The following is a 23,759-nucleotide window of genomic DNA, read 5'->3' on the forward strand; positions in this document are numbered from 1 at the left end:
TGTCATTCTCCTTCCAGCGCTTCGAGCGCGCGGTTGTGCAATACGGGATGCTTGCGCTGCTCGCGGGCCTCGATATGTTCCTCAGGGCCGCGCTTCATCAGCATCAGCATGTAGTACACGCCAACGCCGAATACGAGGAAATAAACGAGCACGAAGATAAGCAGCGACACGCCGGCCTGCTGGGCGTCGACTGGCGACAGGGAATCTATCGTGCGCAGTACGCCGTAGACCGTCCACGGCTGACGGCCAACTTCCGTCGTGATCCAGCCGGCAAGCAGCGCCACGATGCCTGACGGTCCCATGCAGAATACGAAGCCCTGAAACCAGCGCGTCTCATAGAGCTGGCCGCGTATTCTGAGCAGCAGACCGACCAGCGCAGTCAGCAACATCAGCATGCCAAGACCGGCCATGAGCCTGAAGGTCCAGAAAATGACGGGCGAATAGGGTCGGTCCTGAGGCGGGAACTCCTTCAGCCCGCGAATTTCACCGCTCCAGCTATGCGTCAGGATCAGGCTGCCCAGATGCGGGATCTGAATGGCGTATCGCGTGACCTCGGCGTCCATGTCGGGAAAACCGATCAGATTCAGCGCGGTGCCGCCTTTTTCGGTTTCCCATAAGCCCTCGATTGCCGCGATTTTCGCAGGCTGATACTGGCGGGTATTGAGGCCATGCGCGTCGCCTACCAGGATCTGGATTGGCGTGAGCAGGAGCAGTATCCACAATGCCATCGAGAAGCTGCGCATCACGGGCTTGTCGCGTCGGCCGTGCAACAGATGCCACGCGCCGCAGGCGGCGACAATGAAACCGGCCACGATGAAGGCGGCAATGGTCATATGCGCAAGGCGATACGGAAACGACGGATTGAAGATCACCTTGAACCAGTCGACGGGCACGATACGGCCGTTTTCAATGGCGAATCCTTGCGGCGTGTGCATGAAACTATTCGACGCGAGAATCCAGAATGTGGAGATCAGCGTGCCGACTGCCACCATCAAGGTTGCAAAGAAATGCGCACGCGGACTCACGCGATGCCAGCCGAACAGCATCACGCCGAGAAAACCTGCCTCCAGGAAAAACGCCGTCAATACTTCGTAGGTGAGAAGCGGGCCGGTGATATTTCCGGCAATGCTGGAAAAGCCGCTCCAGTTGGTGCCGAACTCATACGCCATCACCACGCCCGAGACCACGCCCATTCCGAATCCGACCGCAAAGATCTTCGACCAGAAAAGGAACATGTCCTTGTACGCGGTATCGCCCGTCAGCAGCCAGCGCCATTCGAGCACGGCGAGAAAGCTGGCCATGCCGATACTGATGGCCGGAAAGACGATATGAAACGATACGGTGAACGCAAACTGCAACCGGGCGAGATGAAAGGCGTCGAAGATTTCCATGATCGGTCAATAGCTCCCGTTGATGACGACATTCGCGGACTGACTCGCCAGGATCGAATGTGACGTGACCCGTGTACCGCGCCGGACGACGAAGCGCTTTTCGCGCACGTGGCCTGCCGTTCTGCCCTCAAGCCGCGTGCGCGCAGACAACCGGTACCGTCAACTCGTGGCCGCGCGCGTGACCTTGACTGGCACAGACTTGTAGGAGGGCGTGCCACACTCCTTGTCGATGTAGTCGAGCGGAATCAGAACATTGGCCTCCGGGTAGTACGCCGCCACCGATCCCTTTGCAATGCCGTATACGATTGCGGTGATGTTCTTCAGGCTAAGCTGCCTGCCGGAGACGATCGTCTCGATGTCCACCAGATCGCCGTGTTCGAGTCCATGCTCGGCGAGGTCGGATTCGTTCATAAAGAGCACGTCCCGTCTGCCGAATACGCCGCGATAGCGGTCGTCCATTGCATAGATGGTGGTGTTGTACTGGTCGTGGCTGCGTATCGTGATGAGGCGCAGTACATTCTCTGCGCCGAGCACGTCCGCGTCTTCCTTCACGCCGTCGTAGACGGAGAAGATCGCCTTGCCAGACGGTGTATGCCACTGCCGCTCGGTTGGCGGGAGCGGAAGACGAAAACCACCGGGATGCCGGATGCGCTCGTTGAACGCTTCGAACCCGGGAACGGTTCGCTCGATCAGGTCACGGATCTTGTCGTAATCGGCAATGAGTTCCATCCATGCGACCTTGCTATTGGGCATCGTCGCCCGGGCGATGCCAGCCACGATGGCGGGCTCAGAGCGCAGATGTTCCGACGCCGGCGTGAGCTTGCCGGCGGAGGCGTGAACCATCGACATCGAGTCTTCCACCGTCACCGATTGCTGACCACCAGCCTGCATGTCGAGTTCGGTCCGCCCGAGACAGGGGAACAGGTAGGTTTCCTTCGAAACCAGCAGGTGAGTGCGATTGAGCTTCGTGCCGATATGGACGGCCAGGTCCAGTTCTGCCATCGCAGGGAAAGACACATCCGGATCGGGCAGCGCGACTGCGAAGTTTCCGCCAAGGCAGAGCAGCGCCTTCGACTTCCCGTCGATCATCGCCTGCATTGCCTGGACGGCATCGTGACCATGTTCCGCGGGTGGCGTGAACCCGCAGGCTTGTTCAATGAGCTTGAGAAACTCGCTGGATGGCTTCTCCGTGATGCCGACAGTGCGATTCCCCTGGACGTTCGAATGTCCGCGAAGCGGGCAGATACCGGCACCCGGCTTACCGAAGTTGCCGCGCAGCAATAACAGGTCGGCAATCAGACGGACATTGGCCGTGCCCTTGTTGTGTTGCGTGATGCCCATTCCATACGTGACGATGGTCGCATTGGACTTCGCGTAAGCAAGGGCGACATCCTCGAGATCCGGACGCGTGAGACCGCTCGCCTTTTCAATGTCGTCCCATGAGGTCGCTTCGAGGTCGGCAGCGAATGCGTCGAAACCTTCGGTGTGCGCGGCGATGAACTCGCGGTCGAGCACATTGCCCTGTTCCGCCTCCATCTGAAGCAGCGATTTCATGACGCCCTTCAGCGCGGCCGCGTCGCCGCCTGCGTCGACCTGAAAGTAGGTCGAGGCGATACGCGTCGAAGCATAGGTCGCCATTTCGATGAAGCTTTGCGGATCCGCGAACCGTTCGAGCGCGCGCTCACGCAGTGGGTTGAACACGATGATGGGGACGTTGCGCCGCGACGCTTCATGCAGCGTTCCCATCATGCGTGGATGATTCGTGCCGGGGTTGTGACCGATCGAGATGATGAGTTCTGCCGAGTCGAAATCTTCCAGCGAAACAGTGCCCTTGCCGATACCAATGGAACGGGGCAAGCCAACGCTGGTTGGCTCGTGACACATGTTCGAGCAATCGGGAAAATTGTTTGTGCCGAATTCACGCGCGAATAACTGGTACAGGTACGCGGCCTCGTTCGATGCGCGGCCCGAGGTGTAGAACTCCACCTGGTTCGGCGAGAGTGCGCGCAACACTTCACCGATGCGCGCAAAGGCGTCTTCCCATTCGACTGCGCGATATGTGTCCGTCGCTCGATCGTAGACGAGTGGATGCGTCAGACGCCCCATGTCTTCCAGCTCGTAGTCCGACTTTTGCAGCAGCGACGTTACGGTGTTGCTGGCGAAGAACTCGGGAGGAACACGCTTGGTCGTCGCTTCCCATGTGACGGCCTTTGCACCGTTCTCGCAGAACTGGAACGTGGAACGATGTTCCTTGTCAGGCCACGCGCAGCCGGGACAGTCGAATCCGTCCGGCTGGTTGGTGCGCATGAGCGTGATCGGAGCCGAGATGCTTTCCATCTGCTGGCGGACCGCCTGAGCCGTGGCGCGGAGCGCACCCCAACCGCCAGCGGGGCCGTCATAAGGGCGAATACCTGGAACTTCGCGTCGTGTCGTCATCTCGCACTCCGTCAGTGTGATAAGGATGGCTAACTAATATTCTATTAACAGGTTGTGCGCCCTTGAAAGGAGCGCACAACCGTTGTCTTTGCGTATATATATCGAGTGAAGAGCGGTAGAGCGGGTAAGCGGTGAAATGAGTCTGATCGATAAGTACTTCACTTGCTAACGAAATTCATTTGACTCACCTGGTATCCTTTCCGGACTCTGTCGATCCACGCTTTTTGCGTGTCTTGCTTGCCCCGGAAACCTTTGGAGGTGGCGCCTCCTCGCTTGTCGCTTCGGCGTCGTGTCCGTTGCCGGATTTCGCTTTTTCTTTCGCTGGTTTCGATGCCGATGCGACCTTGGTGAATTTGACCTCGCCGCTGTTCTTGTCGTACGTGACATCGGCGGTATCACCGGATTTCAGCGCATCGCCGAGCATTTCCTTGGCGAGCTTTCTTTCGATTTCCTGTCGGATCTGTCGCTTCAGTTCGCGGGCTCCGAACTCAGGCCGGTAACCTGCTTCGACCAGATGCTCGATGACGGTATCGTCGATCTTGAGCGTGATGTCCTGCGCCGCAGCTGTGCGTATCACGCGGTCGACCTGGATCTGAACGATAGAGCGGATGTTCTCGCGCGACAGCGAGTGAAATACGATGATCTCGTCGAGCCGATTCAGGAACTCCGGACGGAAGTGGCCCTTGAGCACAGTCATCAATTCATCGCGCAAGGCCTTTTCATTCATGCGAGAGGCTTCTGGGCGCTCCAGGTTCTCCATGATGATCGACGCGCCGAGATTGCTCGTCGCGATGATGATCGTGTTGCTGAAGTCGACGACACGCCCCTTTCCATCCGTCAGCCGTCCATCGTCGAACACCTGCAGCAGCACGTTGTTTACATCAGGGTGCGCCTTTTCGATTTCGTCGAGCAGGATCACGCTGTACGGGCGCCGTCGCACGCGCTCGGTCAGTTGACCGCCTTCGTCGTAGCCGACATAACCGGGCGGCGCGCCGATCAGCCGTGCCACCGCATGACGCTCCATGTACTCGGACATGTCGATACGGATCACCGCCTGTTCATCGCCGAATACGGTTTCGGCGAGCGCTTTTGCGAGTTCCGTCTTGCCGACGCCTGTCGGCCCGAGAAACAGAAAGGTCGCGATCGGCTTGTCAGTTTGACCGAGCCCCGCGCGCGACATCCGTACCGCGTCGCTCACGGCGACGACGGCATCCTCCTGTCCCACGACTCTTTCCCGTAACGTCTCTTCCATCTTCAGCAGCTTCTGGCGCTCTTCCTGCGTCAGATCGGATACCGGAATACCCGTGAGGCGCGAGACGACTTCCGCGATTGCTTCGACAGTCACTTCGAGCGTCTCGGAACCGGTTTTGCGCTGCCACGCTTCGGTTTGCTCGTCGAGCGCCTTTTGCTTTTCGTTAATGCGTTCCTCGAAGCCCTTCGCTTCATCGAAGCGCTTGCGCGATGACGCGTAATCCTGCTCGCGCTTGAGTTGCGCAATCTCGGCTTCGAGTTCCTGAATGTCGGCGGGCCGCGAGGTCGCGCCGATACGCACACGCGCCGCGGCCTGGTCGATCAGATCGATTGCCTTGTCCGGAAGAAAGCGCGACGTGATGTAGCGATCGGACAATTCGGCTGCTGCGACGAATGCGTCGTCGGCAAAGGTTACCTGATGGTGCGCTTCGAGCTTGTCGCGCAGTCCGCGCAGAATGACGATGGTCTGCTCGACTGTCGGTTCCGGGACGAGCACCGGCTGAAAGCGCCGTTCGAGTGCGGCGTCTTTTTCGATGTACTTCTGATATTCGTTCAGCGTCGTTGCGCCGATCAGGCTCAGTTCTCCGCGCGCAAGGGCGGGCTTGAGTACGTTCGCGATGTCGAGTCCACCTTCACCACCGCCCTGGCCTGCACCAACAATCGTATGCAGTTCGTCGATGAACAGAATCAATTCGTCCTGTTTCGCAGTGACCTCATCGATCATCTGCTTCGCGCGCTCCTCGAATTCACCGCGATACTTGGCACCCGCCACCATCGAATTGATGTTCACTTCGACGAGGCGCTTGCCGCGAAGCACCTCGGGCACATCGCCATTGACGATCCGCTGGGCAAGCCCTTCGACGATTGCCGTCTTGCCGACGCCCGGCTCACCGATCAGCACAGGATTATTCTTCTTCCGGCGTGCGAGCACCTCGATCGTGCTCTCGATTTCCTGTGCGCGCCCCAGCACAGGGTCAAGCTTGCCCTGCCGCGCCATTGCTGTCAGATCGCGTCCAAACTTGTCGAGATTGGGTGTGCCAGTCGGCGTATCGACGCGGCCGTCCTCGGCACCTTTGCCGACGACCTTCACGACCTTCTGCCGCAATGCCTCTGGCGTGACGCCATATTTCTTGAGCAGCGTGCCTGCGATGCTGTCCGGCACGGCAGCGAGACCGATGAGCAGATGCTCGGGGCCGACGTACGAATGCCCCAGATCGCGCGAAGCCTGAAACGCGTATTGGAATGCCTTCTTTAGACGCGGGGAAACCGTCATCTTGTCGAGCGGCGTGTCAGGATCGGCGGTACCTTTCTGCGCGTGCTCGTCGATGTATCCCTTGATGTCTTGCGGCGACAGCTTGAGCTCTTTCAGCAGTGCGGCGACGACGTCGGTATCGGCCAGTACGTAGAGAAGATGCTCGGTGTCGAGTTCCTTTCGGTGCAACTCGTGCGCTTTTTCAGCGGCTCGCTGGAGCAACTCCATCGTTTGTTCGCTAAAGGCATCGGTTGCATCGACCGATTCGCGCGGCACTTCGGCAGCGAGTCCCGTTTCGTCCTCGGCATCATCACCAAAGCCGCCAAAGAAACGCGAGAGGCCACCACCGCCACCGAGCAGTGAGTCGAACGGATTAACCATGCTCTGATGCCGCATCAATTGACGGTAATCGTAGTCACATATCGACATGGTCTTACGTTCACCGTTCTGCACGACGCTTACGCGGGCCACGGCGGGACGGGTATGACAGATATCGCAGAGCAAGGCCATGGTGAATGTGCCTCCGTCATCTAGGGCGTTTGCATCCATCCGCTGATACGCACGGATATTGCAGGACAGTCTTCTGCTTCGAATGGTGCGACAGCGAAAACGTGTTCATCCGAAGTCACGATACGGGACGAGGGCGACGTCGCGTGACCGGGCATGTACTGTGTATATAGTCGATCGATACGTGGTCTCCAAGGCGAAACTCGGAGGCTGCCGTCCCGCTCCGCTGGAGATACCGGTGAACAGATTCTAGGGACCGGACAGGTCTGTGTGAATATCGCAAGTACCGATGATATGTATCGGCTTGCGTGGCTCCGTCCCAGGTCGGTTCGACGCGATTTTGCCGTGTCAGATCCCGACTGTTGCGCCATGATGAGAGCAGCGGACCGTGGATGTGTGAAAGCATCATCTGCGCAGTTGGGTCGTGGAATGCTCCGTACTGTGAAGGAGGTATGCGATGAACGATGTTACCTGGGTGATTGTGGCTAATGGTGAGCGTGCGCGTCTTTTCAAAACGCAAGGAATAGCGCTCGATTTGCAGGAAATCGACGATCTGGTCAACACGGAAGGACATGGAACGGGACTAACTGACAAGGAAGCAGAAGTGCTCGACGAGGGCGAGCGAAAGGAAAAACTGAAAGCGAAATTTGCGAAGCGTGTTGCGGAGTATGTGGAGCAGGGACGCCTGCAACAGAAATATCATCGGTTGATCATCGCGGCCGAAGCTAAATTTCTCGGTATGGTTCGCGCCGACCTGAGCGAAGAGACTCGCCGGTTGATATTCGAGCAGGTGAGTGAAGACTTTTCGGAACTCGGCGTGGACGAAATTCAAGCACGCCTGCGGAAAGCGTGATGAGACGAGGTTGGGCAGACTGAACAGCGAGACGCGCGGATAGTCTGCCCATTGTCGGAGACGCTCATATGACCTGCAGCGCTCACTCTGCCTTCTGACTTTATTGTTTCGCACGCTGCGCTATCCAGCGCCGGTACTGCCGGGTGCGACACGCGTTGCTCACCTGCTGCACGAACCCGCAATCGGCCAGGGCGACCGCTGGACTGATCGCGGCACTTCCTGGCAATCGAGCATGTCATCAATGTCGAGATCAGATCGCTCTCGCGGCCGAAAAAGATAACGATCTTGTAATGAGCAGGTCAGCATCGGGACAGGCGCCACCGCGCAGAATGAAGTCAACTTTTCATCGACGCCGATGGAGAGGTTCGAGGCCTCGTTCATGGTGAATGTGGCCGCTACGCTCCCGAGGGGAACCATCATGAAAGCACTGATCAAGACTGTACTGATTGCATGTGCGCTGAGCGCGCCTGCATTCGCGTTTGCACAAGCCACCAATGCGCCAGTGACTCGGGCCGAGGTCAAGGCGGATCTCGTCCGGGTCGAACAGGCCGGTTATCGCCCGGCAGCGAAGGATCCGTACTATCCCGCCGAGATTCAGGCGGCCGAGACGAAAATCGCGGCGCAACAACAAACGCCCGAAGCAGCGCAGGTCGGCGGTGTGGCGGCGGGTTCCTGGCAGGCCGGTGGGCCGCGTGCGCTGAGCGACTCGCAGTCGATCTTCTCGCATCATTGAAACACGCGGCACACTGCTGGATCGCGCTCTGCGGGGCGCGGTCTGGCGATGATCGTGATTGCAATCGACGGCGGATTAAAGCGCGGGCGGACCTTGCTACAAATGCGGCTCACAAACTTTGGAGCACACCGCTCGCCAGCTTGCGCAGTTCGTCGAACTGCGTAACGAGTTCGAGGCACAGAATAAAGGCCAGCATCGCTGAAGGCCCCGGATGACGTTCGATCTGTCGCAGCGCCGGAGTCGCATAGCGCACACGGACCGCATCTCGCGTCATGACATAGGTAATTCCGATTCCCACAGCGGCGCCCACCAGCAGATCGGTTGGATAGTGATAGCCGAGATAGGCGCGCGGCACGCAAATAAACAGCACGGTATACAGAATCGCCAGCACACCGATGCCACGCCACACGAGAAAGATGCCGGTGGCAATTGCCATCCATAGAATTGCGTGATCGCTTGGGAATGAACTCCAGCTTGTCAGCAGAGCGTCCTTGATATTGCTACCTGCAAAGCGCAAATGCAGTTCGGTGCTATAGATGGGGCGCACTCTGAACGGCAACAAGTGGGTCAACAATCTTCCGACGAAGAGCGACACGAGGCCACTGAGAAGCGTCGCGAGAACCATTTCTCGCCGCCATTCGCGGCGCTCGCCCTGCTGGAACCACATCCACAGCAACACGGGAATGAGTACCAGGCCTTTGAAAGTGTAAAGGTCAGCGACGGCTTCTATGGATCGGGTCGCGAAGTGACTGAAGTGTATGTTGGACAGGTACGTTTCGATAGATGAATCGAAGCTATTCATTACTTTGCAGGAAACCGGGCTAATCACATCCCGGATAGCATAGCGCACCGGATGCGCAGCTTTCCAGGTGCTTACTTTCGCTGACAACTTTTACTGCGCGATTGCATCACCGACTGGATGATGTCGCGTGTGGGGTGCCTGATGGCGCGGAAAAACACCGGAGTACGGCGGAGGAGTGGAGCTTTCTGTGCGGTGACGTGGATGGTCACGCCGGAGAGTGAGTGGGCGTAGGTGAGGCGTTCAGCGGCGATACGGCGCGACCGCCCGAACCTGTCCCGGGCGGTCGTCTTGAACACACCTAGACGTTAGCGTAGTCGATACCCGTTAGCGGGCCGAGATGAGCAACGGTGGTGAAATGCGACTCCTGCTTCGTATCGATGTCGAGTTCGCGTACGTTGCCGCCCAGATCGGTCACAAATGCGCGGCGCCCCTGTACGTCCAGCGATACGCCAATGCCTTCCTTCAACTCGCGAGCCAGTACCTCGTGATCGACGAGTCCGGACGGCGTGATTCTCGCGCGATTCAGCGTGTTGCCATCATGCGTATCGTCACCGCGGTCCGTCCAGTACAGCATGCTGTCACGGTGATCGATGTCGAGATCGATCGGTTCCGGCAGGTCGGCGAGCAGGCATTCGATATCGGTGCGTCGATCGGGTGCTTCACCCGATGGCAGCTCGATACTCGCTCTGAAAATGCGGCCCTCTCCGGCATCCGGCGCTCCCTTCTGGGTCCAATAGATATGGCCGTTTGCCTTGTCGAGCACGATGCCGACACAATGGCGCTTCGCATCGCGTGTATCGTCCGGAAAATTTCCCGTCCGTACGAGCACTGTCACCTGCGAACCATCCAGCCGCGCGCGCATCACGCGCATGCCTTCGCGGTCACACCAATACAGATGGTCATTCTCCTTGTCCAGCACGAGTTCTTTTGGTGTTCCGGCCAAGCCTGAAGCGACGAGTACATGGTGCCCGCTTCCATCGAGTTTCGCGCTTTCGATAGTGCCGTCGTTCGGAGGAACTGCGCCTGAAGGCGGATCACCGTCAATCAGATGGATGCCGGTTCCCATATTGGTCCAGTAAACCGTATTGGTTTCGGCATCGACCTTGATCCCGTCGGGCGTTCGCGTGAGGTTCGCGACCACGACTTCGTGCGATCCGTCCGGTGATAACGCGATGATCGCGGGTGGACGAGCCTGAAGGACATACAACGTACCGCCATTCTTTGTAGCCACAGTGGGTTCCCTCTATCTGGTCACAATCATGGTCGTCTTACGAGGCGGTGTGTAATCGCTCGAAGACACGTTGCTGCGGAGAGCCGACAGACTACCTCAGCTCGCGGGATCGTTCTGTGAAGGTGCCGCGTGAGCGCGGTTGGCGACCTGAAAGGCAAGCGGAAGCATCCTCGAAAATCGAAATTAATCCTTGCGAATAATGCGCTTAATTATCAGCGGCAGAGTTTCTAAACTTGATGTCGGCTGCAACGGGTTTGCCCATGCGCTTTGATTTGATGCGCGTCCCTCAATTCGGTGCAACAACGGCCAGAGAAGCCTCATTGGCTAGCGCATCAGTTCATTGTGCATTGGACTCCGTGCTTCGAAACGAAGTGCCGATCATCCCCAGAAATGGGAATTTTTGGTCGGCAGCATGCGTACTACAGCAAACGATCGGTGACATTGGTCGTCACAAGCCGCGGCATAACCAACGCCACGGAGAAATACAAATGGACCGTTTGCCTTTAATTTCCAATTCAGTCAGGAGGGACAAGTCATGACCAGAACAAGCAGCGCATTGCTCGCGGCTTTTGCCGCACTCACGCTGTCGGGCGGCGCTTATGCGCAGAGTAACAATACGCTGGCGACGCCGAGTACCGTGTCGCCCGTCGCGCCCAAGGCAACGAGCGACTATGGCACGCCTGGCGGCAGCAACTCGGACAGCGGCATGAGCAGTCATTCGCAGAATTCGGGTGCGCAGAGTGCAAGCGGTAACTCGACGCCTGCTCCTGGCGCGTACGGTGCCAATAACACGCTGGCGACTCCAAGCACGGCGTCGCCCGTTAAATAACAGCGTTCAAGTCTGACGCCCCGGCGCAATCAAACGCAAAACTTCGAGGCGTTTGAATTGCGCCGGGCGCGATGGTAATTGCGGCTACGGCGCCAATAAGTGTGGTTCGTCCGCTCTCGCAGCGGAAGATGCTTAACGAATCCCGCATGGCATCGCATCTGGTGCAAACAGAACGAGAAAATCTGAATCACCATTATTGCCATATGCAATGACGTTATTGATTTCATCGCATTGCGAGAATAGCGCATGAGTTTTATCTCGGTCTCCATACAACGGAGGCGCCATGAAGATTGTATTTCTGGGAGCCGACGCACTCTGCAACCTGCAGAGGTTGGCCCTTTGGACCAGGTCATTGTTCTTCGCACGCCTGGCGGCACGACACCAACTCCGCAGGCAGATGCGTTGATTGGTCCGTGTCGGGAAATTCTTGAATCTCTACGTAGGTTCTCCGCTTCTAAGTCATGCCGCGCGGGGTCTGGTCGAAAGCGAATGTAGATGAACAACCCGGGTTATTTGCGGCGCCGTTGACTCATAAGCTTCACGATGTTGGTCGTTGGACCGCTGGTCATGAGGCGAGCGACATCGTCGAGGTGGACCCAGCGACACTTTGCGATTTCGTTGTTCGGACGAGCTTTGGCGCGATTCGGGATTTCGCAGGCGAACACGTGATGGTGCTTCTGCTTTCCACGGAAGTCGAAGAGGTGTTTGGCCGACTTCCCGGAAAGTCGCGTTTCTTCCTTGAGTTCGCGAAGAGCGGCGACGGAACTCTGTTCCCCCTGCTTGAGGATCCCGCCTGGCAGGGCCCACTTCGATTGACTACGTGCGACCAGAAGAATTCGTTTGCCTCTACGGCAGATCACGGTTGCGCGTTTCTTCAAACCGGACTCCCACTTGCGTTCCAGACATTTTCGAGGGCACTCGATGCGCCAGCGTATCGGCTAGCACTTTGTGTAGCTCAGTATCCTAGTACAGAAATGCGGGCAAGAAGAAATGTAAATGCCGGGTGCGGGCATATGTGCGACATGTCGAGGCAGTTTTTCATCAACACGTCACATTAACCGTGTTGCTCGCAAATGGGTGTGGTACTGTCTGGACAAAATATTTTCTGTCCGATTTGGGGCGCTGAAATGGATATGGATGGTGACTGGCCGTTGCCGAGGCTTAACGCGTTCTTCAAGACAGACCGAAGGGCGGCCGATCCGTCGCTTTCAAAATCGAGTTCGATAGCCAGTACTTTCTCGTCGCTCGCGGCGCCCGTTGTAGCCGAAGCAGTCCAAAGAGCCAGAGCGCTATCCACCAGCAGCGATGTCGAGGGGTTTCATCAGCTTCGAGTCGCTTTCAGAAAGCTTCGTGCGCTGTTCTGGGCATATTCTCCCTATCTTGGCGAAGAGGCGACGGCGCAGGCTACTGAAGAATTCAGGCGTCTCGCAGCAGTCGCGGGGCAAACGCGTGATTGGGATATCGCAGGCGATCTCCTGAAGGTCGCCCAGGAGTCAGGCGCATCCATCGACCCGCTCGTTGTGGCGGCACGCGAGAAGCGAGCACAGGCGGTATTGCATAGTCAGACGATGATTAAAGGCGACGACGTCGAGGCGTTCCTGAACGACGTCCTGCTTCGTGCGCAAACCACGTTGCAGTCGCGATGCAATGATCTTCCTGTTCGCGCGTTCGCCGAGCAGCGCGTTCGATTGGCGCAGCGTTCGCTTCAAAAGCGGAGCAGGCATGCAGCACGCGGCGAGAGCACAAACGAGGAAGATCTTCACGACGTTCGCAAGGCGGGCAAAAAACTCAGATATCTGCTCGAGTTCTTTCAACCGGTCATCAAAGGCGGACACGGTCCCGCGATCAAGGCTTTGACGTCCGTGCAAAACAAGCTCGGGCAGTTCAACGACATCGCAGCAAGCGAGACACTGATCCGCAATACGGCATTCAACGAGGTACCACCCGAGATCGTGCAGGAGTCGCTGCGGTGGCTGGAGGCACAGAAATATCGTCGAATGCGCGCAGCATCGCGGCGAGTCCGGGCTATCGCGGATTGAAACTGGAACGAGCCTCGAAGATGAGCGATAACGGCGCCGGATTTTCCATCGCCGACAAGCACGGTTAGCGCAACATCCATACAACAGGCCGGGTTGGACCCGGCCTGTTGTCGTCGTGGCGTTACATCACACTGGCTTGATAAGTCCGAGTTGCTGCAGGGCCGTCACGCCATCATCCAGTCCGATCTCTTCGACTATCTTCCCGTCTTTGAGGCGAAGCACGGTCGTTCCGGTGAAGCGCATTTTCCGACCGGTGGCAGCAGGCAGCGACCCGATGAGGAAGTCGCGGAATGCCGGGCCGGTATGTGTGCCGCCGCCTTCCCACCGACCGACGACATAGTCTCCCTCAGCGATAAGATCAGCCGCGCCCCGGAAGTTAAGGTCCGGGAATGCTGCGCGGAAATTGGTCATGAATGCCTTGATATCCTCGTGGCCGCGTCGCGGTTCATGCAGTGAGTATTGAAGCAGCATGTCGGGCGAAGCAAGTTCATCGACGATGTCGAGATTGCATGTCTTGCCCCAGAAATCGGTGAACCAACGGCCCACGACGGATTTGTTGTCATCTTCCTTGGACATGGTGAATTCCTCATTGACTGAAGTTGGCAGAGGGAGACGCCATCGAATCCCTCTGACTGAACGATATTGACGCGGGCAGTCGGGTGCCCTCCGTTTCTTGCGGCAATACTCGATAAGCAGTTTTGCGGTTGATGTGAGCAATGGAACAGCAAGAATCGGAGTGTCTGCGTCTGGCGGCCGGCATATCGTGTCCACGCAATTGCACCGTTGGCGAAGTCGTGGGACGAGGGATGGTGAAATCCGGTCGTCGATGTACGGCTCGCCTGTACTTTTTTGACGGGAGTCCGAGCATGTTGCCGTTACTATCGCTTCACGCACTTGCAGCCCAACGCGGCGATGGGCTGCGCCCAGAACTTAAAGCCTTGTTCGAACGTAGTGCCGGGTTGGCGACGGGTCTTTCCGCAGCGACTGAGCCGGACGAACAGGAGTCGGTTTACCAGGTGACAGACGTGGTCGAGGAGGCTCGTGCGAAGGAGTTTGGGGAAGATGGGGAGACGGCGAGGGGCTCGTGATCGCGCAGGAGTGGACAGTGAGGGACGAGTTGCTGTGTGACTCGGAAGGTGCAGAGACTTTGGCCGTCTACTATGAATTGCAGGCTACGGAGAATTTAGCGTGCAACACGTTCTCGATCTTCAGGCTTACTGTAATTGTGGTCCGGTCTGTAACGCCGACGATGCCGGCTGGTCGACATGCAAGCAGATCGCAAGACCATAAGCTCATAGTCCCCCCGCCCTTAGATTGATTGTTCGCCTGCTGCGCGATCAGTTTGCTTTTGTCACTCGTCGTCGCTGCTTTCGTCATTGCGGACTTCGTCGAAATGGCCGGGTACCGCTGAGAAGCATACCCGGTCGATAGTGCAGATAACTGAATAGTTTCGCGCTTTCACACGGCTTCGACCAACTTGCGCCCTTGGACGTCACGACCTGGAATACCGACAACGAACAGCTCTAATGTGCTGTGCCGTCATTGATCAGCGAAGACAGCACATGATCAGTCCACACACCATTGATCTTCAGATAGGAGCGGGCAAGTCCTTCACGCTCAAACCCGAGCCGTTTCAATAACTGTGCGCTACGAACATTTTCGGGCCTGTAGTTTGCCATTACCCTGTGCAATCCGATTTGATTGAAAATATAGGAAATTGCGGGCATCAATGCTTCACGCATCAAACCCTGTCCTTCAAACCGCTTTGCGAGTGAGAAACCAAGGTGACATGCCTGAAAAGGCCCGCGCACGATGTTGGTGAAGTTGCATTCCCCCACCATTTCCCCGGTTTCCAGCGAGATCAACAACAGGTGCAGCGCATGCCCCGACGTGTTGGCATGCGCCATCGCGCAAAGCCGTTGTGCGACAGACTCAGCCTCGAAGAAGGTCTCGGATCGGAGCGGTTCCCAAGGCTGCAAATGAGCGCGATTTTCAATAGCATACTGTTGAAGCTCTTGCACGAATTGCTCATGTGCTGGCACAAGTTTCAGCCGTGCCGTCGAGATCTTCAGCGGTAGCACATCGGTGCTGGTACTCGTCACGTCGTTCTTCCTTTAAAGAGCGCGTGTGAGTATGTTCAGTCAGGAATTTTTCGTCAGCAATTTGTCTGGCAACACGCCATTCAATGTCCAGTGGGTGAGTCGTGTCTCGTTGCATCGGCTCAAGGTGACAACGCCAGCAGCCAGCAATCCGACTTGCCTTCTCGCCGCACACTTTCTGCACACGCACATGGGGCGCTCATCATGACGTCACGCTGCACCGTTAGTCGGGGAAAATAGTGCTGTAGTAGGCCTCACCCTGTTCAAGATGGTTCGTGAATGCAAAGCCGCGCGCGAGCATATCGTCCATGTCGGTCCGGGTGATTTTCATCACATAGCTGTGTTCGGTTGTGACGAGCCGACAGTCTCCGGTTGTGACAGCGCCGCTGAACCACTTGCCGGGATCGGCGTGTCCTGCTGGAAATGTCCGCCCGTTGGTCTCAACCTGCCAGCCGCCGTCGAGCAGTATCCAGATGTCATGGTTATCCGCAGCGGCCGGATCGCAGGTTGCGACCACCGTGCGTGGAGCAGCTTCCCATTCGCGCGAGTGTTTGATGGCCCAGCGCAACTGGTCGTCACCAAGACCCTTGAAGAAAGGCGTATTCCTGAGCAGGTACAGGTAGGTTACGGAGGGTGTCATCATCGGGCGGGTTTCGCTGACATTGTTTGCGACATCGACTCGACCGCAGCCGGCGATCGACAGCGCGCTCACGGCGGCGATTGCTGCACGGAGGAAGAATTGGCCAGCTTTCATGGGTGCTTTTAAGCGAATTCAAGAACAGAACGCGGCAATGGCAGTGATGCTTTCTTTACCGCGTTCCCGATGCCTCAGAATTCCCGAGGCTTGAGCAGGTCCGACAATCCAACGCGATGAAGCATTTCACTGCGCAAGCGATCGAGCACCGTAAAACCTACATCTGCGCCGTCTTCGGTCGGATCGATGTGTACGCGGAATGGCCGCTTGCCGAAAGGCTTATCCACGAGTTCCACGATGGCATCTGCAACAAGGCCGGCGTCCGCATCGGGCGGGACGATCTCGCCAAACGCTTTCTGCACCTGCTCTCCGAAACCCGCATAAGGTCCGGCTTCGTATTCGGCGGCGCGGGCCTCGTCGGCAGGTTTGCCGGCATGGCTGAAATGGTTGGTGCCGCTCGTGAAAGCACCGGGGACGATGATGGACGTTTCAATTCCCCAGCGCGACAGTTCCCGCGCGTACTGGACGGCAACAGCGTCCATTGCCGCTTTGGCCGCAAAGTAAGGCGCGAGGTAGGGCGGCGTGCCGCCCGCTGAACTGCTGCTGGATACCCACACGAGCAATCCGCTTTTCTGTGCGCGCAAGTGAGGCAATACCGCGCGGTTCACTCGCTGGGTGCTCAACACGTTGACGTCGTACAGTTGCGCATATTGCTCCGGCGTGAACGATTCGGCTGGACCGAATGCCATATGCCCCGCGTTGTGAATCAGCACGTCAATCCGTCCAGCGTCTGCGATGATGCGCGCGACAGCCGCATCAACCGACTCCTGCGATTGAACATCCATTTCGATGGCGCGTAAGTCGGCGGAGTGCTGCGCAGAGAAAGTCTTCATTTGCTCGACCACGGGCGCATTTCGCCCGGCTGTGGCGCGCATGGATGCGTAGACGATGTGTCCTGCTTTTGCCAATGCTTCGGCCGTCAAACGGCCGAAGCCGCTCGATGCACCCGTGATAAGAATGGTTTTGCTCATTTGATTCTCCATGGAGAGAGGCGTCTGTGAGGTTCGATAAATGGCTTTAGATCATTCCGCCGTTTGCGCGAAGCACCTGGCCGTTGATCCAGCCACCATCCGGGCCAACGAGGAATGCGACCGCGTTGGCGATGTCGGCGGGTGTGCCGAGACGCTCGAGTGGATTCATTCTGGACAGGCGCTCGATCAGCTCGGGCGATTTGCCGTTGAGGAAGAGATCGGTTGCCGTCGGTCCCGGCGCGATGGCATTGACGGTTATCGAGCGACCGCGCAATTCTTTCGAGGCGATCGCGGTCAGCGTTTCGACGGCTGCCTTCGTTGCGGCGTAGACGCTGTAGTTCTCGAGTTTCAGGCCAACCACGCTGGTCGACAGATTTACGATCCGGCCGCCATCACGCAGGCGGCGTGCAGCCAGTCGCATGGCGTTGAATGTACCTTTCAGATTGATCGCAATCTGGCTGTCGAACAGCGCATCATCGCTCTCGGCGATCGACGAAAGTTTCATGATGCCGGCGTTATTGACCAATACGTCGACGCCACCGAACGCCGCTTCTGCTGCATCGAACAGGCGCGTCACGGCGTTCGGATCGCTGACGTCGGCTTGTGCAGAAATCGCGTGGCCACCCGCTTTTTCGATCGTTGCAGCGAGGCGTTCCGCGTCGGCTGCGTTCCCTGCGTAGTTGATGACGACCGTGTGACCGTCGGCGGCGAGGCGCTGGGCGATGGCCGCGCCGATCCCGCGTGAGGCACCTGTTACGATTGCGATCCTGTTCTGGCTGTTCATGTTCGTGCTCCGTTCGTTGGATGAGTCGCGCCGTACGGCGCTGCGACGTGAGTCACTATGGCGGTTTCGGGCGAGAAAATAATCGGCTGAAACGGAACGGCACTGTTTCTATGGTGCGAACAACGCAATCAAGAGGCGTTCTATGGACCGGTTGGATGCGATGCGGCTATTCGTCCGTATCGTCGAGCGCAGCAGCTTTACGCTGGCTGCGAACGACATGGAGATTCCACGTTCGACGGCGACGAAGGTGATCGGCGAGATGGAGACCCGGCTGCGTGTGCGCCTGCTGCAGCGAACGACGCGAGTCGTACGTCCGACGCTCGATGGAGAGGCTTTCTATCAGCGCTGCCTTCGCATCCTCGACGACATCGAGGACGCGGAAGGTGCATTTAGCGGAGCACAGCCAACAGGCTTGCTGCGCGTCGAGGTGCAGGGCACGCTTGCGCGCCATTTCCTGATGCCGGGGCTGCCTGCGTTCTTCGAGCGCTACCCGGACATCGAACTGTCGATGAGCGAAAGTGACCGCTGGGTGGACCTGGTACAGGAAGGGGTCGACTGCGCACTGCGCTATGGGCGCTTGCGCGACAGTGAACTGATTGCGCGGCAAGTGGCGACGCTCGACCGTCTGACCTGTGCGACGCCTGCCTACCTGAAGAAATATGGTGTGCCCAAAGATATCGACGACCTCAGCGAGCACTACGCCGTGGGTCTGAGATCCATTACCTCGGGCGTCGTTACGCCGCTCGAATTCAAGGCGGGTGCGAGCGTTCGCACTATTTCGATTCCGCAGAGATTGACAGTCACGGGAACGGAAAGCTACCTCAAGGGCATTCGTCTCGGACTGGGACTGGCGCAGGTCCCGCGTTTTCACGTCGAACGCGAGCTGGCCACAGGGGCGCTGGTTGAAATTCTCGCGGATACGCCACCACCGTCTGCACCCGTTTCAGTGCTTTATTCACGCACGCGCCAGCTGTCGCCACGCGTGCGTGCCTTTCTCGAATGGGTGACGGGGGAGTTCGCTTCGAAAGGGAAAAAGCTGTCTGAGTGATGTGACGAGAATGACGAAAAGCGGCTTGAAACCGAACGCCGCTTCGAGACAGCGAAACGCGGGCTTCGGGTCCCGATAGGAAATCGCACTCGATAAACCTTTGCTGCGATAGAGCTCGTTCATGTCGATTCTCTCCTGAGAGATACAAGTAGAACGCGTCCAGTATTGGACAGTCGACGCAAACCACAACCCAGTTTGCCGCGCACCGGCGATCGCATCGCCTCTGGGCGCTCATCGGTCATTCGACCGATACCGTCGTTGCAGCTCACCTGCGATCCTTATCCTCAAGCCAACCGCAAGCTCGCTGCGCAAACGTAGTGCCCGCTCTGGACGGTTGAACCACGGCATACGCATGGCACGCGTGTTATCAGCGCAGTCGCAGATCGTCGCGCAACGTTCTTTTCCTTCCGTCGACAATGAGGTTTCCTTGAATCACGCCACGATTCATCCCGTATGGGTCCGCGCATTTCACTGGATCAACGCCGCGGCGGTGATCCTCATGTGCATGAGCGGCTGGCAGGTGTATGAAGCGTCGCCCATCTTCAAGGTAATCCACTTTCCGTCGGTTATCACGCTCGGCGGCTGGCTGGGCGGCGCGCTGCTCTGGCACTTCGCGATTATGTGGGTATTGGTTGCCAACTTCGTCGCGTATCTGGTGTTGGGCATCTTCACCGGGCGCCTGCGCAGAACCATTTTTCCCATAACCTTTCGCGCAATTGCGACCGATCTCGTCGCTGCGCTGCGCGGCAAGCTCAGCCACAGCGATCTCGGCGCGTACAACGCTGTGCAGAAGTTGGCGTATCTCGTCGTTATCGTTGCCGTTGCGCTGGTGATTCTGTCCGGCCTGACGATCTGGAAACCGGTCCAGTTTCCGGTGCTGCGGACGCTGATGGGTGGTTTCGATAACGCACGCATCGTCCATTTCGCCGCGATGAGCGTGCTCGCTGGTTTCTTCGTCATACACATTGTCATGGTGGCGCTCGTGCCTCGATCGCTGCTCGCCATGATCCGGGGCCGCTAATCATGAGTTCGGGTAAAGACGTGCGGACGCTCGACGCCGCCTCCATCATCAAGGACGCGCAAAAGGAACTGGGTTCGTCTTCGCGGCGCCTCTTTGGTAAGCGCATTTTGACACTCGGCGGCCTTGCGCTGCTATCGGGCTGCGATCTGACGAACGACAGGTCGGTGAATAACCTGCTACGCACGATGTCCTCGTTCAACGACGACGCACAGGCGCTGCTCTTCGATCGACGCAAGCTCGCGCCGACGTATCCAGACTCGATGATTACGCGGCCATTTCCGTTCAATGCTTTCTATGACATCGATCAGGTGCCTGAGATCGATGCGCAGACTTATCGGCTCGAACTCGCAGGTCTCGTCAAAGGCCGGCGCGTGTGGACGCTCGGTGAGCTAAGCGCACTGCCGCAGCGCAGCCAGGTGACGCGGCATATCTGTATCGAAGGCTGGAGTGCGATCGGCAAGTGGGGCGGCGTGCGCTTCTCCGATTTCCTGCTGATGACGGGCGCGGATACGACGGCGAAATACGTTGCGCTGCATTGCGCCGATAACTACTGGACGAGCATCGACATGCCAACGGCGTTGCATCCGCAGACGTTGTTGACGCTGACCTACGACGGGCAGGTTCTGCCTGCGAAATACGGCTTTCCGATGAAGCTGCGCATCCCCACCAAGCTCGGCTACAAGAACCCGAAACATATCGTTGCGATCACCGTGACGAACGAATTTCCCGGCGGCTACTGGGAAAACCAGGGCTACAACTGGTTCGGCGGATCCTGACCCGCCCGCCGCAGACATTTCAATCGCATCACATCAACGGAGTATGTATGTCCATTCGCTTCAAGCTCGCTGCTTCCTTCGTCGCACTCACGCTTGCCGGTGCAGCGTTTGCTCAATCTCCGGCTGCAAAGCCAGAACGTATTCGTGGCGACATCGTGTCGTTTTCAGGCAGTACGCTGACCGTGCATCGCCGCAGTGGTGAAACCGTGACGATCGCCATGAGCGATGCGTCCAAGGTTAGCGCGGTGAAAGCGATCCAGCTTACGGATATCAAACCGGGTTCCTATGTCGGCGCAGCGGCCACGCCTGGTCCCGATGGCAAGCTGACTGCGAAGGAAGTGCTGGTCTTCCCCGAAGCCGCGCGCGGCACGGGCGAAGGTCACTATGCGTGGGATCTCGGCGCCAATACTTCGATGACGAATGCGAACGTGGACACGGTTGTCGAGAGCACCAACGGACGCGACCTGAAACTCTCGTACAAGGGTGGCAGCAACACCATCACGGTGCCGGCCAATGCGCCTGTCGTCACGCTTGCGCCTGCCACGCGTGCTGATCTGATCGCAGGGAAGAAGGTGTTCGTGGTCGCGGCTCCGGCCAACGGCGGCAGCTACGGCGCGCAATTCGTCGTGGTCGAAAAGGACGGCGTTGCGCCGCCGATGTAATACGCGTAGCGCTACTCAATCGTCCGGCACGGGTTCTCTTGTGCTTTGGCGTTCAGTCAATACGTACTCGAGCCGGGTAATGAAAATTAGAAGAACCCGGCTCGCTTCGCACGACTTGTGAACGCTGAATTCCGAAAGATTGAATTGCGCGGTTTGCGGGGAATATGAGCGTTTTGCATTGCCGATCGTGTCATCGGTGGCGACCCGTCAAACGTTATGAGAGTGACTCGTTCGGCAATGGCCAACGAATGTCCAACACCTTCATTACAGTTCCCCTCTTTGATTTCCCGCGCGAATACGAACCTGATGCAATCTTCTATCGTTTCCATGACAAGGATCGGAGCGCTCGCAGCGTCGCTGTGCGGCATGCTGGCCATAACGAATTGCGCGCATGCCGCGGATAACGTGATCGTGCTCGATTCCGGTGAAGCACAACTGACGCTGATCGACGAAGCTTCGCACAAAGTCATTGGCACTGAATCGACCGGCAAGGAACCACATCATCTGATGATCACGCCCGACGGCCGCTCGCTGATCGTCGCCGATTCGGTGTCGAACAACCTGATGTTCGTCGATCCGCATACGGGTAAGGTGCAGCGCACCGTGCAGGACATCGAGGACCCGTATCAACTGGGCTTTTCTCCTGATCGCAAATGGTTCGTCACGGCGGCGCTCCGTTTGGACCGCGTCGATATCTATCGCTATGACGGTACGAATATGGCGTTGGCCCAGCATATCGAACTGGCGAAAACGCCAAGCCATATGACATTCGCGTCGGACAACCGCACCGTGTTCGTGACGCTGCAGGATTCCGGCGAACTCGCGGCAATCGATCTGCCGACGCAGAAAGTACTGTGGAAAATGAATGTGGGCAAAGATCCCGCAGGTCTGTGGATGACACCTGGCGACCGTTATCTGCTGGTCGGCATGACGGGCGAAGACGACGTCACCGTGGTGGACTGGCATAAGCAGCAGATCGTCAAGAAGATCCACACGGGCCGCGGCGCACACAACTTCCGCAACCTCGACGATGGCAAGCACGTGGTGGTGTCGAATCGCGTCGACAGTACCATCAGCATTCTCGACTACACCACGCTGACCAATGTCGGCGATATAACGGGGCTGATGCCCGGACCCGACGACATGGAACTCAGCGCCGACAAGCGTTATCTGTGGGTGGGATTCCGTTTCGCGCGGCATGTCGGTGTGATCGATATGAGCACGCACAAGCTGATCGATACGGTCGCTGTGGGCCGCTCGCCGCACGGCATCTTTTTCGATAACCGCGCGCCGGTCGTCGCGCCCAATCCCGACTAGGAAACGCAGTTCCTACTCATTGAACAGTTCGCTTCGCGCCGCATTCATGATTGTCGCGACCGCAGGATGACTGATGTGGCGCTCGATCGAAATCGCAAAGAACTCTTCGACGATCGTCTTGATCTGCCCGATCATCGTCAGCTTGTGCTCGGCCTTTAACTGGCTCTCCAGCACAGTGGGTGCGAACAGCAGGCCGCGGCCTTCGCGGCCGAACGCCATGGCCATCGCCCCGTCGTCGAATTCGCCGACGATGTGCGGCGAAATGGCATGTGACGCAAGCCAATGATCCAGCTTGCGACGCACGGCCGATTCCGTGCCGGGCAGCAGCACCGGCAACTGGCCGAGCAGCAGCGGGAAGCGCTTCTTGCCGGTTTTGACGAGCGTCTGCGCCCCGAAGCAGCCCAGCGTCGAACGGCCGAGCCGGTGGTTGAACGCCTTGATGTTGACGTCGGCGGGAATGGGGGCGTCCGTGATGATCAGATCGAGGCGATGCACGGCCAGTTGCGCGAGCAGCGCATGCAGCTTGCCTTCGTGACAGATCATGCGTACCGGTACGGAAGCGCTCAGCGCGGGTTCCAGTAGCCGGTACGCGATCGCCTTCGGAACCGAATCTGCAATTCCGACACGAAACCGCGTTTGCGCACCCGATTCGTTCTCGCGCCGCACCGCGCTCTCCAGCTCCGAGCCCAACGAAAATATTTCGTCGGCGTAATCGAGCACCAGCCGGCCAGCATCGGTCAGTTCGATGGTGCGCCCGCTCTTCCTGAACAGTTTTCTATCCAGCGCTTCCTCGAGCAGCTTGATCTGGCCGCTCAGCGTTTGCGGCGAGATGTGCAACTGCTCGCCCGCCCGGACGATCGCTCCCGCGTGCGCCGCGACCCAGAAGTAATGCAGATGTTTGAAGTTCACGCTCCCTCCGTCGATTGGCCAACGCTACGGTTTTTTCGAGGTATTGGCAATAAAAATACGAATTTTCTATTTGATCCGGTTCGGATAGATTGAA

Annotated in this window: 21 protein-coding genes and 1 pseudogene; 10 read left to right on the forward strand and 12 right to left on the reverse strand. The window is 58.0% G+C overall.

From position 1 onward, the window contains the following. Positions 1 to 2: 2 nt before the first annotated feature. The 3 genes from G3O01_RS22835 to G3O01_RS22845 all read right to left on the reverse strand — a co-directional run bounded on the left by G3O01_RS22835 (position 3) and on the right by G3O01_RS22845 (position 6,840). The gene (locus tag G3O01_RS22835; RefSeq protein WP_205807765.1) at positions 3 to 1,391 is read right to left on the reverse strand and encodes a cytochrome ubiquinol oxidase subunit I; all 1,389 of its coding nucleotides are present in this window, start codon (positions 1,389 to 1,391) and stop codon (positions 3 to 5) included. A 159-nt stretch (positions 1,392 to 1,550) separates the two neighbouring features. Continuing rightward, positions 1,551 to 3,827 (reverse strand): FdhF/YdeP family oxidoreductase, encoded by a 2,277-nt coding sequence (locus G3O01_RS22840; protein ID WP_205807782.1) that lies wholly within the window; start codon positions 3,825 to 3,827, stop codon positions 1,551 to 1,553. A gap of 184 nt (positions 3,828 to 4,011) precedes the next feature. Beyond that, a complete protein-coding gene (locus G3O01_RS22845; RefSeq protein ID WP_205807783.1) occupies positions 4,012 to 6,840 on the reverse strand; it encodes an AAA family ATPase in 2,829 nt (942 codons plus the stop codon). Positions 6,841 to 7,294: 454 nt separating this feature from the next. Here G3O01_RS22845 and G3O01_RS22850 point away from each other — a divergent pair, with 454 nt between their 5' ends. Together G3O01_RS22850 and G3O01_RS22855 are read left to right on the forward strand one after the other, a co-directional pair. Continuing rightward, positions 7,295 to 7,690 carry a host attachment protein gene (locus G3O01_RS22850; protein ID WP_205807785.1) on the forward strand — a complete coding sequence of 132 codons (396 nt, stop codon included), beginning with the start codon at positions 7,295 to 7,297 and terminating at the stop codon, positions 7,688 to 7,690. 418 nt (positions 7,691 to 8,108) lie between these two features. Next, the gene (locus tag G3O01_RS22855) at positions 8,109 to 8,423 is read left to right on the forward strand and encodes a DUF4148 domain-containing protein (RefSeq protein WP_205807786.1); all 315 of its coding nucleotides are present in this window, start codon (positions 8,109 to 8,111) and stop codon (positions 8,421 to 8,423) included. A 109-nt stretch (positions 8,424 to 8,532) separates the two neighbouring features. Here the strand turns inward: G3O01_RS22855 and G3O01_RS22860 are convergent, their stop codons facing one another. After that, positions 8,533 to 9,225 (reverse strand): phosphatase PAP2 family protein, encoded by a 693-nt coding sequence (locus G3O01_RS22860; RefSeq protein ID WP_205808207.1) that lies wholly within the window; start codon positions 9,223 to 9,225, stop codon positions 8,533 to 8,535. Between the two features lie 298 nt (positions 9,226 to 9,523). Beyond that, positions 9,524 to 10,456, reverse strand: a complete 933-nt coding sequence (locus G3O01_RS22865) for a hypothetical protein (RefSeq protein WP_205807788.1) — start codon at positions 10,454 to 10,456, stop codon at positions 9,524 to 9,526. Positions 10,457 to 10,991: 535 nt separating this feature from the next. Between G3O01_RS22865 and G3O01_RS22870 the strand changes: the two genes are divergently transcribed. After that, positions 10,992 to 11,285 (forward strand): hypothetical protein, encoded by a 294-nt coding sequence (locus tag G3O01_RS22870; RefSeq protein WP_205807789.1) that lies wholly within the window; start codon positions 10,992 to 10,994, stop codon positions 11,283 to 11,285. Between the two features lie 357 nt (positions 11,286 to 11,642). After that, positions 11,643 to 11,738, forward strand: a pseudogene (locus G3O01_RS22875) (LysR family transcriptional regulator); the annotation flags it as partial. A 56-nt stretch (positions 11,739 to 11,794) separates the two neighbouring features. Here the strand turns inward: G3O01_RS22875 and G3O01_RS22880 are convergent. Beyond that, positions 11,795 to 12,163 carry an NUDIX domain-containing protein gene (locus G3O01_RS22880; protein ID WP_205807791.1) on the reverse strand — a complete coding sequence of 123 codons (369 nt, stop codon included), beginning with the start codon at positions 12,161 to 12,163 and terminating at the stop codon, positions 11,795 to 11,797. Positions 12,164 to 12,412: 249 nt separating this feature from the next. On the opposite strand from G3O01_RS22880, the gene G3O01_RS22885 reads away from it, so the two are divergent. Beyond that, positions 12,413 to 13,324, forward strand: a complete 912-nt coding sequence (locus G3O01_RS22885) for a CHAD domain-containing protein (RefSeq protein WP_205807793.1) — start codon at positions 12,413 to 12,415, stop codon at positions 13,322 to 13,324. Between the two features lie 126 nt (positions 13,325 to 13,450). Here G3O01_RS22885 and G3O01_RS22890 read toward each other — a convergent pair whose 3' ends face one another. From G3O01_RS22890 to G3O01_RS22910, 5 genes are all read right to left on the reverse strand, one after another. Beyond that, positions 13,451 to 13,900, reverse strand: coding sequence for an ester cyclase (locus G3O01_RS22890; protein WP_205807794.1), 450 nt, complete (start codon positions 13,898 to 13,900; stop codon positions 13,451 to 13,453). A 947-nt stretch (positions 13,901 to 14,847) separates the two neighbouring features. Further along, positions 14,848 to 15,426: a GNAT family N-acetyltransferase gene (locus G3O01_RS22895; protein ID WP_346779216.1), complete on the reverse strand. Its 579-nt coding sequence runs from the start codon at positions 15,424 to 15,426 to the stop codon at positions 14,848 to 14,850. Between the two features lie 220 nt (positions 15,427 to 15,646). After that, positions 15,647 to 16,177, reverse strand: coding sequence for a hypothetical protein (locus G3O01_RS22900; RefSeq protein ID WP_205807795.1), 531 nt, complete (start codon positions 16,175 to 16,177; stop codon positions 15,647 to 15,649). 74 nt (positions 16,178 to 16,251) lie between these two features. Continuing rightward, entirely contained in the window at positions 16,252 to 17,148 is an 897-nt protein-coding gene (locus G3O01_RS22905; RefSeq protein ID WP_205807798.1) for an SDR family oxidoreductase, read from the reverse strand. A 46-nt stretch (positions 17,149 to 17,194) separates the two neighbouring features. Then, a complete protein-coding gene (locus G3O01_RS22910; RefSeq protein ID WP_205807801.1) occupies positions 17,195 to 17,932 on the reverse strand; it encodes an SDR family oxidoreductase in 738 nt (245 codons plus the stop codon). A 142-nt stretch (positions 17,933 to 18,074) separates the two neighbouring features. Here G3O01_RS22910 and G3O01_RS22915 point away from each other — a divergent pair, with 142 nt between their 5' ends. From G3O01_RS22915 to G3O01_RS22935, 5 genes are all read left to right on the forward strand, one after another. Then, positions 18,075 to 18,980 carry a LysR family transcriptional regulator gene (locus G3O01_RS22915; protein ID WP_205807804.1) on the forward strand — a complete coding sequence of 302 codons (906 nt, stop codon included), beginning with the start codon at positions 18,075 to 18,077 and terminating at the stop codon, positions 18,978 to 18,980. A 427-nt stretch (positions 18,981 to 19,407) separates the two neighbouring features. Then, positions 19,408 to 20,001: a cytochrome b/b6 domain-containing protein gene (locus G3O01_RS22920; protein ID WP_205807807.1), complete on the forward strand. Its 594-nt coding sequence runs from the start codon at positions 19,408 to 19,410 to the stop codon at positions 19,999 to 20,001. A gap of 2 nt (positions 20,002 to 20,003) precedes the next feature. After that, entirely contained in the window at positions 20,004 to 20,777 is a 774-nt protein-coding gene (locus tag G3O01_RS22925; protein WP_205807821.1) for a molybdopterin-dependent oxidoreductase, read from the forward strand. Positions 20,778 to 20,824: 47 nt separating this feature from the next. After that, positions 20,825 to 21,439 carry a hypothetical protein gene (locus G3O01_RS22930; RefSeq protein WP_205807823.1) on the forward strand — a complete coding sequence of 205 codons (615 nt, stop codon included), beginning with the start codon at positions 20,825 to 20,827 and terminating at the stop codon, positions 21,437 to 21,439. Between the two features lie 366 nt (positions 21,440 to 21,805). After that, positions 21,806 to 22,756 (forward strand): beta-propeller fold lactonase family protein, encoded by a 951-nt coding sequence (locus G3O01_RS22935; protein WP_241024209.1) that lies wholly within the window; start codon positions 21,806 to 21,808, stop codon positions 22,754 to 22,756. A 12-nt stretch (positions 22,757 to 22,768) separates the two neighbouring features. Here the strand turns inward: G3O01_RS22935 and nhaR are convergent, their stop codons facing one another. Next, complete coding sequence (gene nhaR, locus G3O01_RS22940; RefSeq protein WP_205807836.1) at positions 22,769 to 23,665, reverse strand: transcriptional activator NhaR; 897 nt, start codon at positions 23,663 to 23,665, stop codon at positions 22,769 to 22,771. Positions 23,666 to 23,759: the final 94 nt, after the last annotated feature.

The organism is Burkholderia sp. Ac-20365, from assembly GCF_017104715.1.
Lineage (GTDB): Bacteria > Pseudomonadota > Gammaproteobacteria > Burkholderiales > Burkholderiaceae > Paraburkholderia.

Excerpts from the sequence above, each read along its gene's own strand:
- G3O01_RS22835 (WP_205807765.1), bottom strand. The coding sequence starts at position 1,391 with ATGGAAATCTTCGACGCCTTTCATCTCGCCCGGTTGCAGTTTGCGTTC.
- G3O01_RS22840 (WP_205807782.1), bottom strand. The coding sequence starts at position 3,827 with ATGACGACACGACGCGAAGTTCCAGGTATTCGCCCTTATGACGGCCCC.
- G3O01_RS22845 (WP_205807783.1), bottom strand. The coding sequence starts at position 6,840 with ATGGCCTTGCTCTGCGATATCTGTCATACCCGTCCCGCCGTGGCCCGC.
- G3O01_RS22850 (WP_205807785.1), top strand. The coding sequence starts at position 7,295 with ATGAACGATGTTACCTGGGTGATTGTGGCTAATGGTGAGCGTGCGCGT.
- G3O01_RS22855 (WP_205807786.1), top strand. The coding sequence starts at position 8,109 with ATGAAAGCACTGATCAAGACTGTACTGATTGCATGTGCGCTGAGCGCG.
- G3O01_RS22860 (WP_205808207.1), bottom strand. The coding sequence starts at position 9,225 with ATGAATAGCTTCGATTCATCTATCGAAACGTACCTGTCCAACATACAC.
- G3O01_RS22870 (WP_205807789.1), top strand. The coding sequence starts at position 10,992 with ATGACCAGAACAAGCAGCGCATTGCTCGCGGCTTTTGCCGCACTCACG.
- G3O01_RS22885 (WP_205807793.1), top strand. The coding sequence starts at position 12,413 with ATGGATATGGATGGTGACTGGCCGTTGCCGAGGCTTAACGCGTTCTTC.
- G3O01_RS22890 (WP_205807794.1), bottom strand. The coding sequence starts at position 13,900 with ATGTCCAAGGAAGATGACAACAAATCCGTCGTGGGCCGTTGGTTCACC.
- G3O01_RS22900 (WP_205807795.1), bottom strand. The coding sequence starts at position 16,177 with ATGAAAGCTGGCCAATTCTTCCTCCGTGCAGCAATCGCCGCCGTGAGC.
- G3O01_RS22905 (WP_205807798.1), bottom strand. The coding sequence starts at position 17,148 with ATGAGCAAAACCATTCTTATCACGGGTGCATCGAGCGGCTTCGGCCGT.
- G3O01_RS22910 (WP_205807801.1), bottom strand. The coding sequence starts at position 17,932 with ATGAACAGCCAGAACAGGATCGCAATCGTAACAGGTGCCTCACGCGGG.
- G3O01_RS22915 (WP_205807804.1), top strand. The coding sequence starts at position 18,075 with ATGGACCGGTTGGATGCGATGCGGCTATTCGTCCGTATCGTCGAGCGC.
- G3O01_RS22925 (WP_205807821.1), top strand. The coding sequence starts at position 20,004 with ATGAGTTCGGGTAAAGACGTGCGGACGCTCGACGCCGCCTCCATCATC.
- G3O01_RS22930 (WP_205807823.1), top strand. The coding sequence starts at position 20,825 with ATGTCCATTCGCTTCAAGCTCGCTGCTTCCTTCGTCGCACTCACGCTT.
- G3O01_RS22935 (WP_241024209.1), top strand. The coding sequence starts at position 21,806 with ATGCTGGCCATAACGAATTGCGCGCATGCCGCGGATAACGTGATCGTG.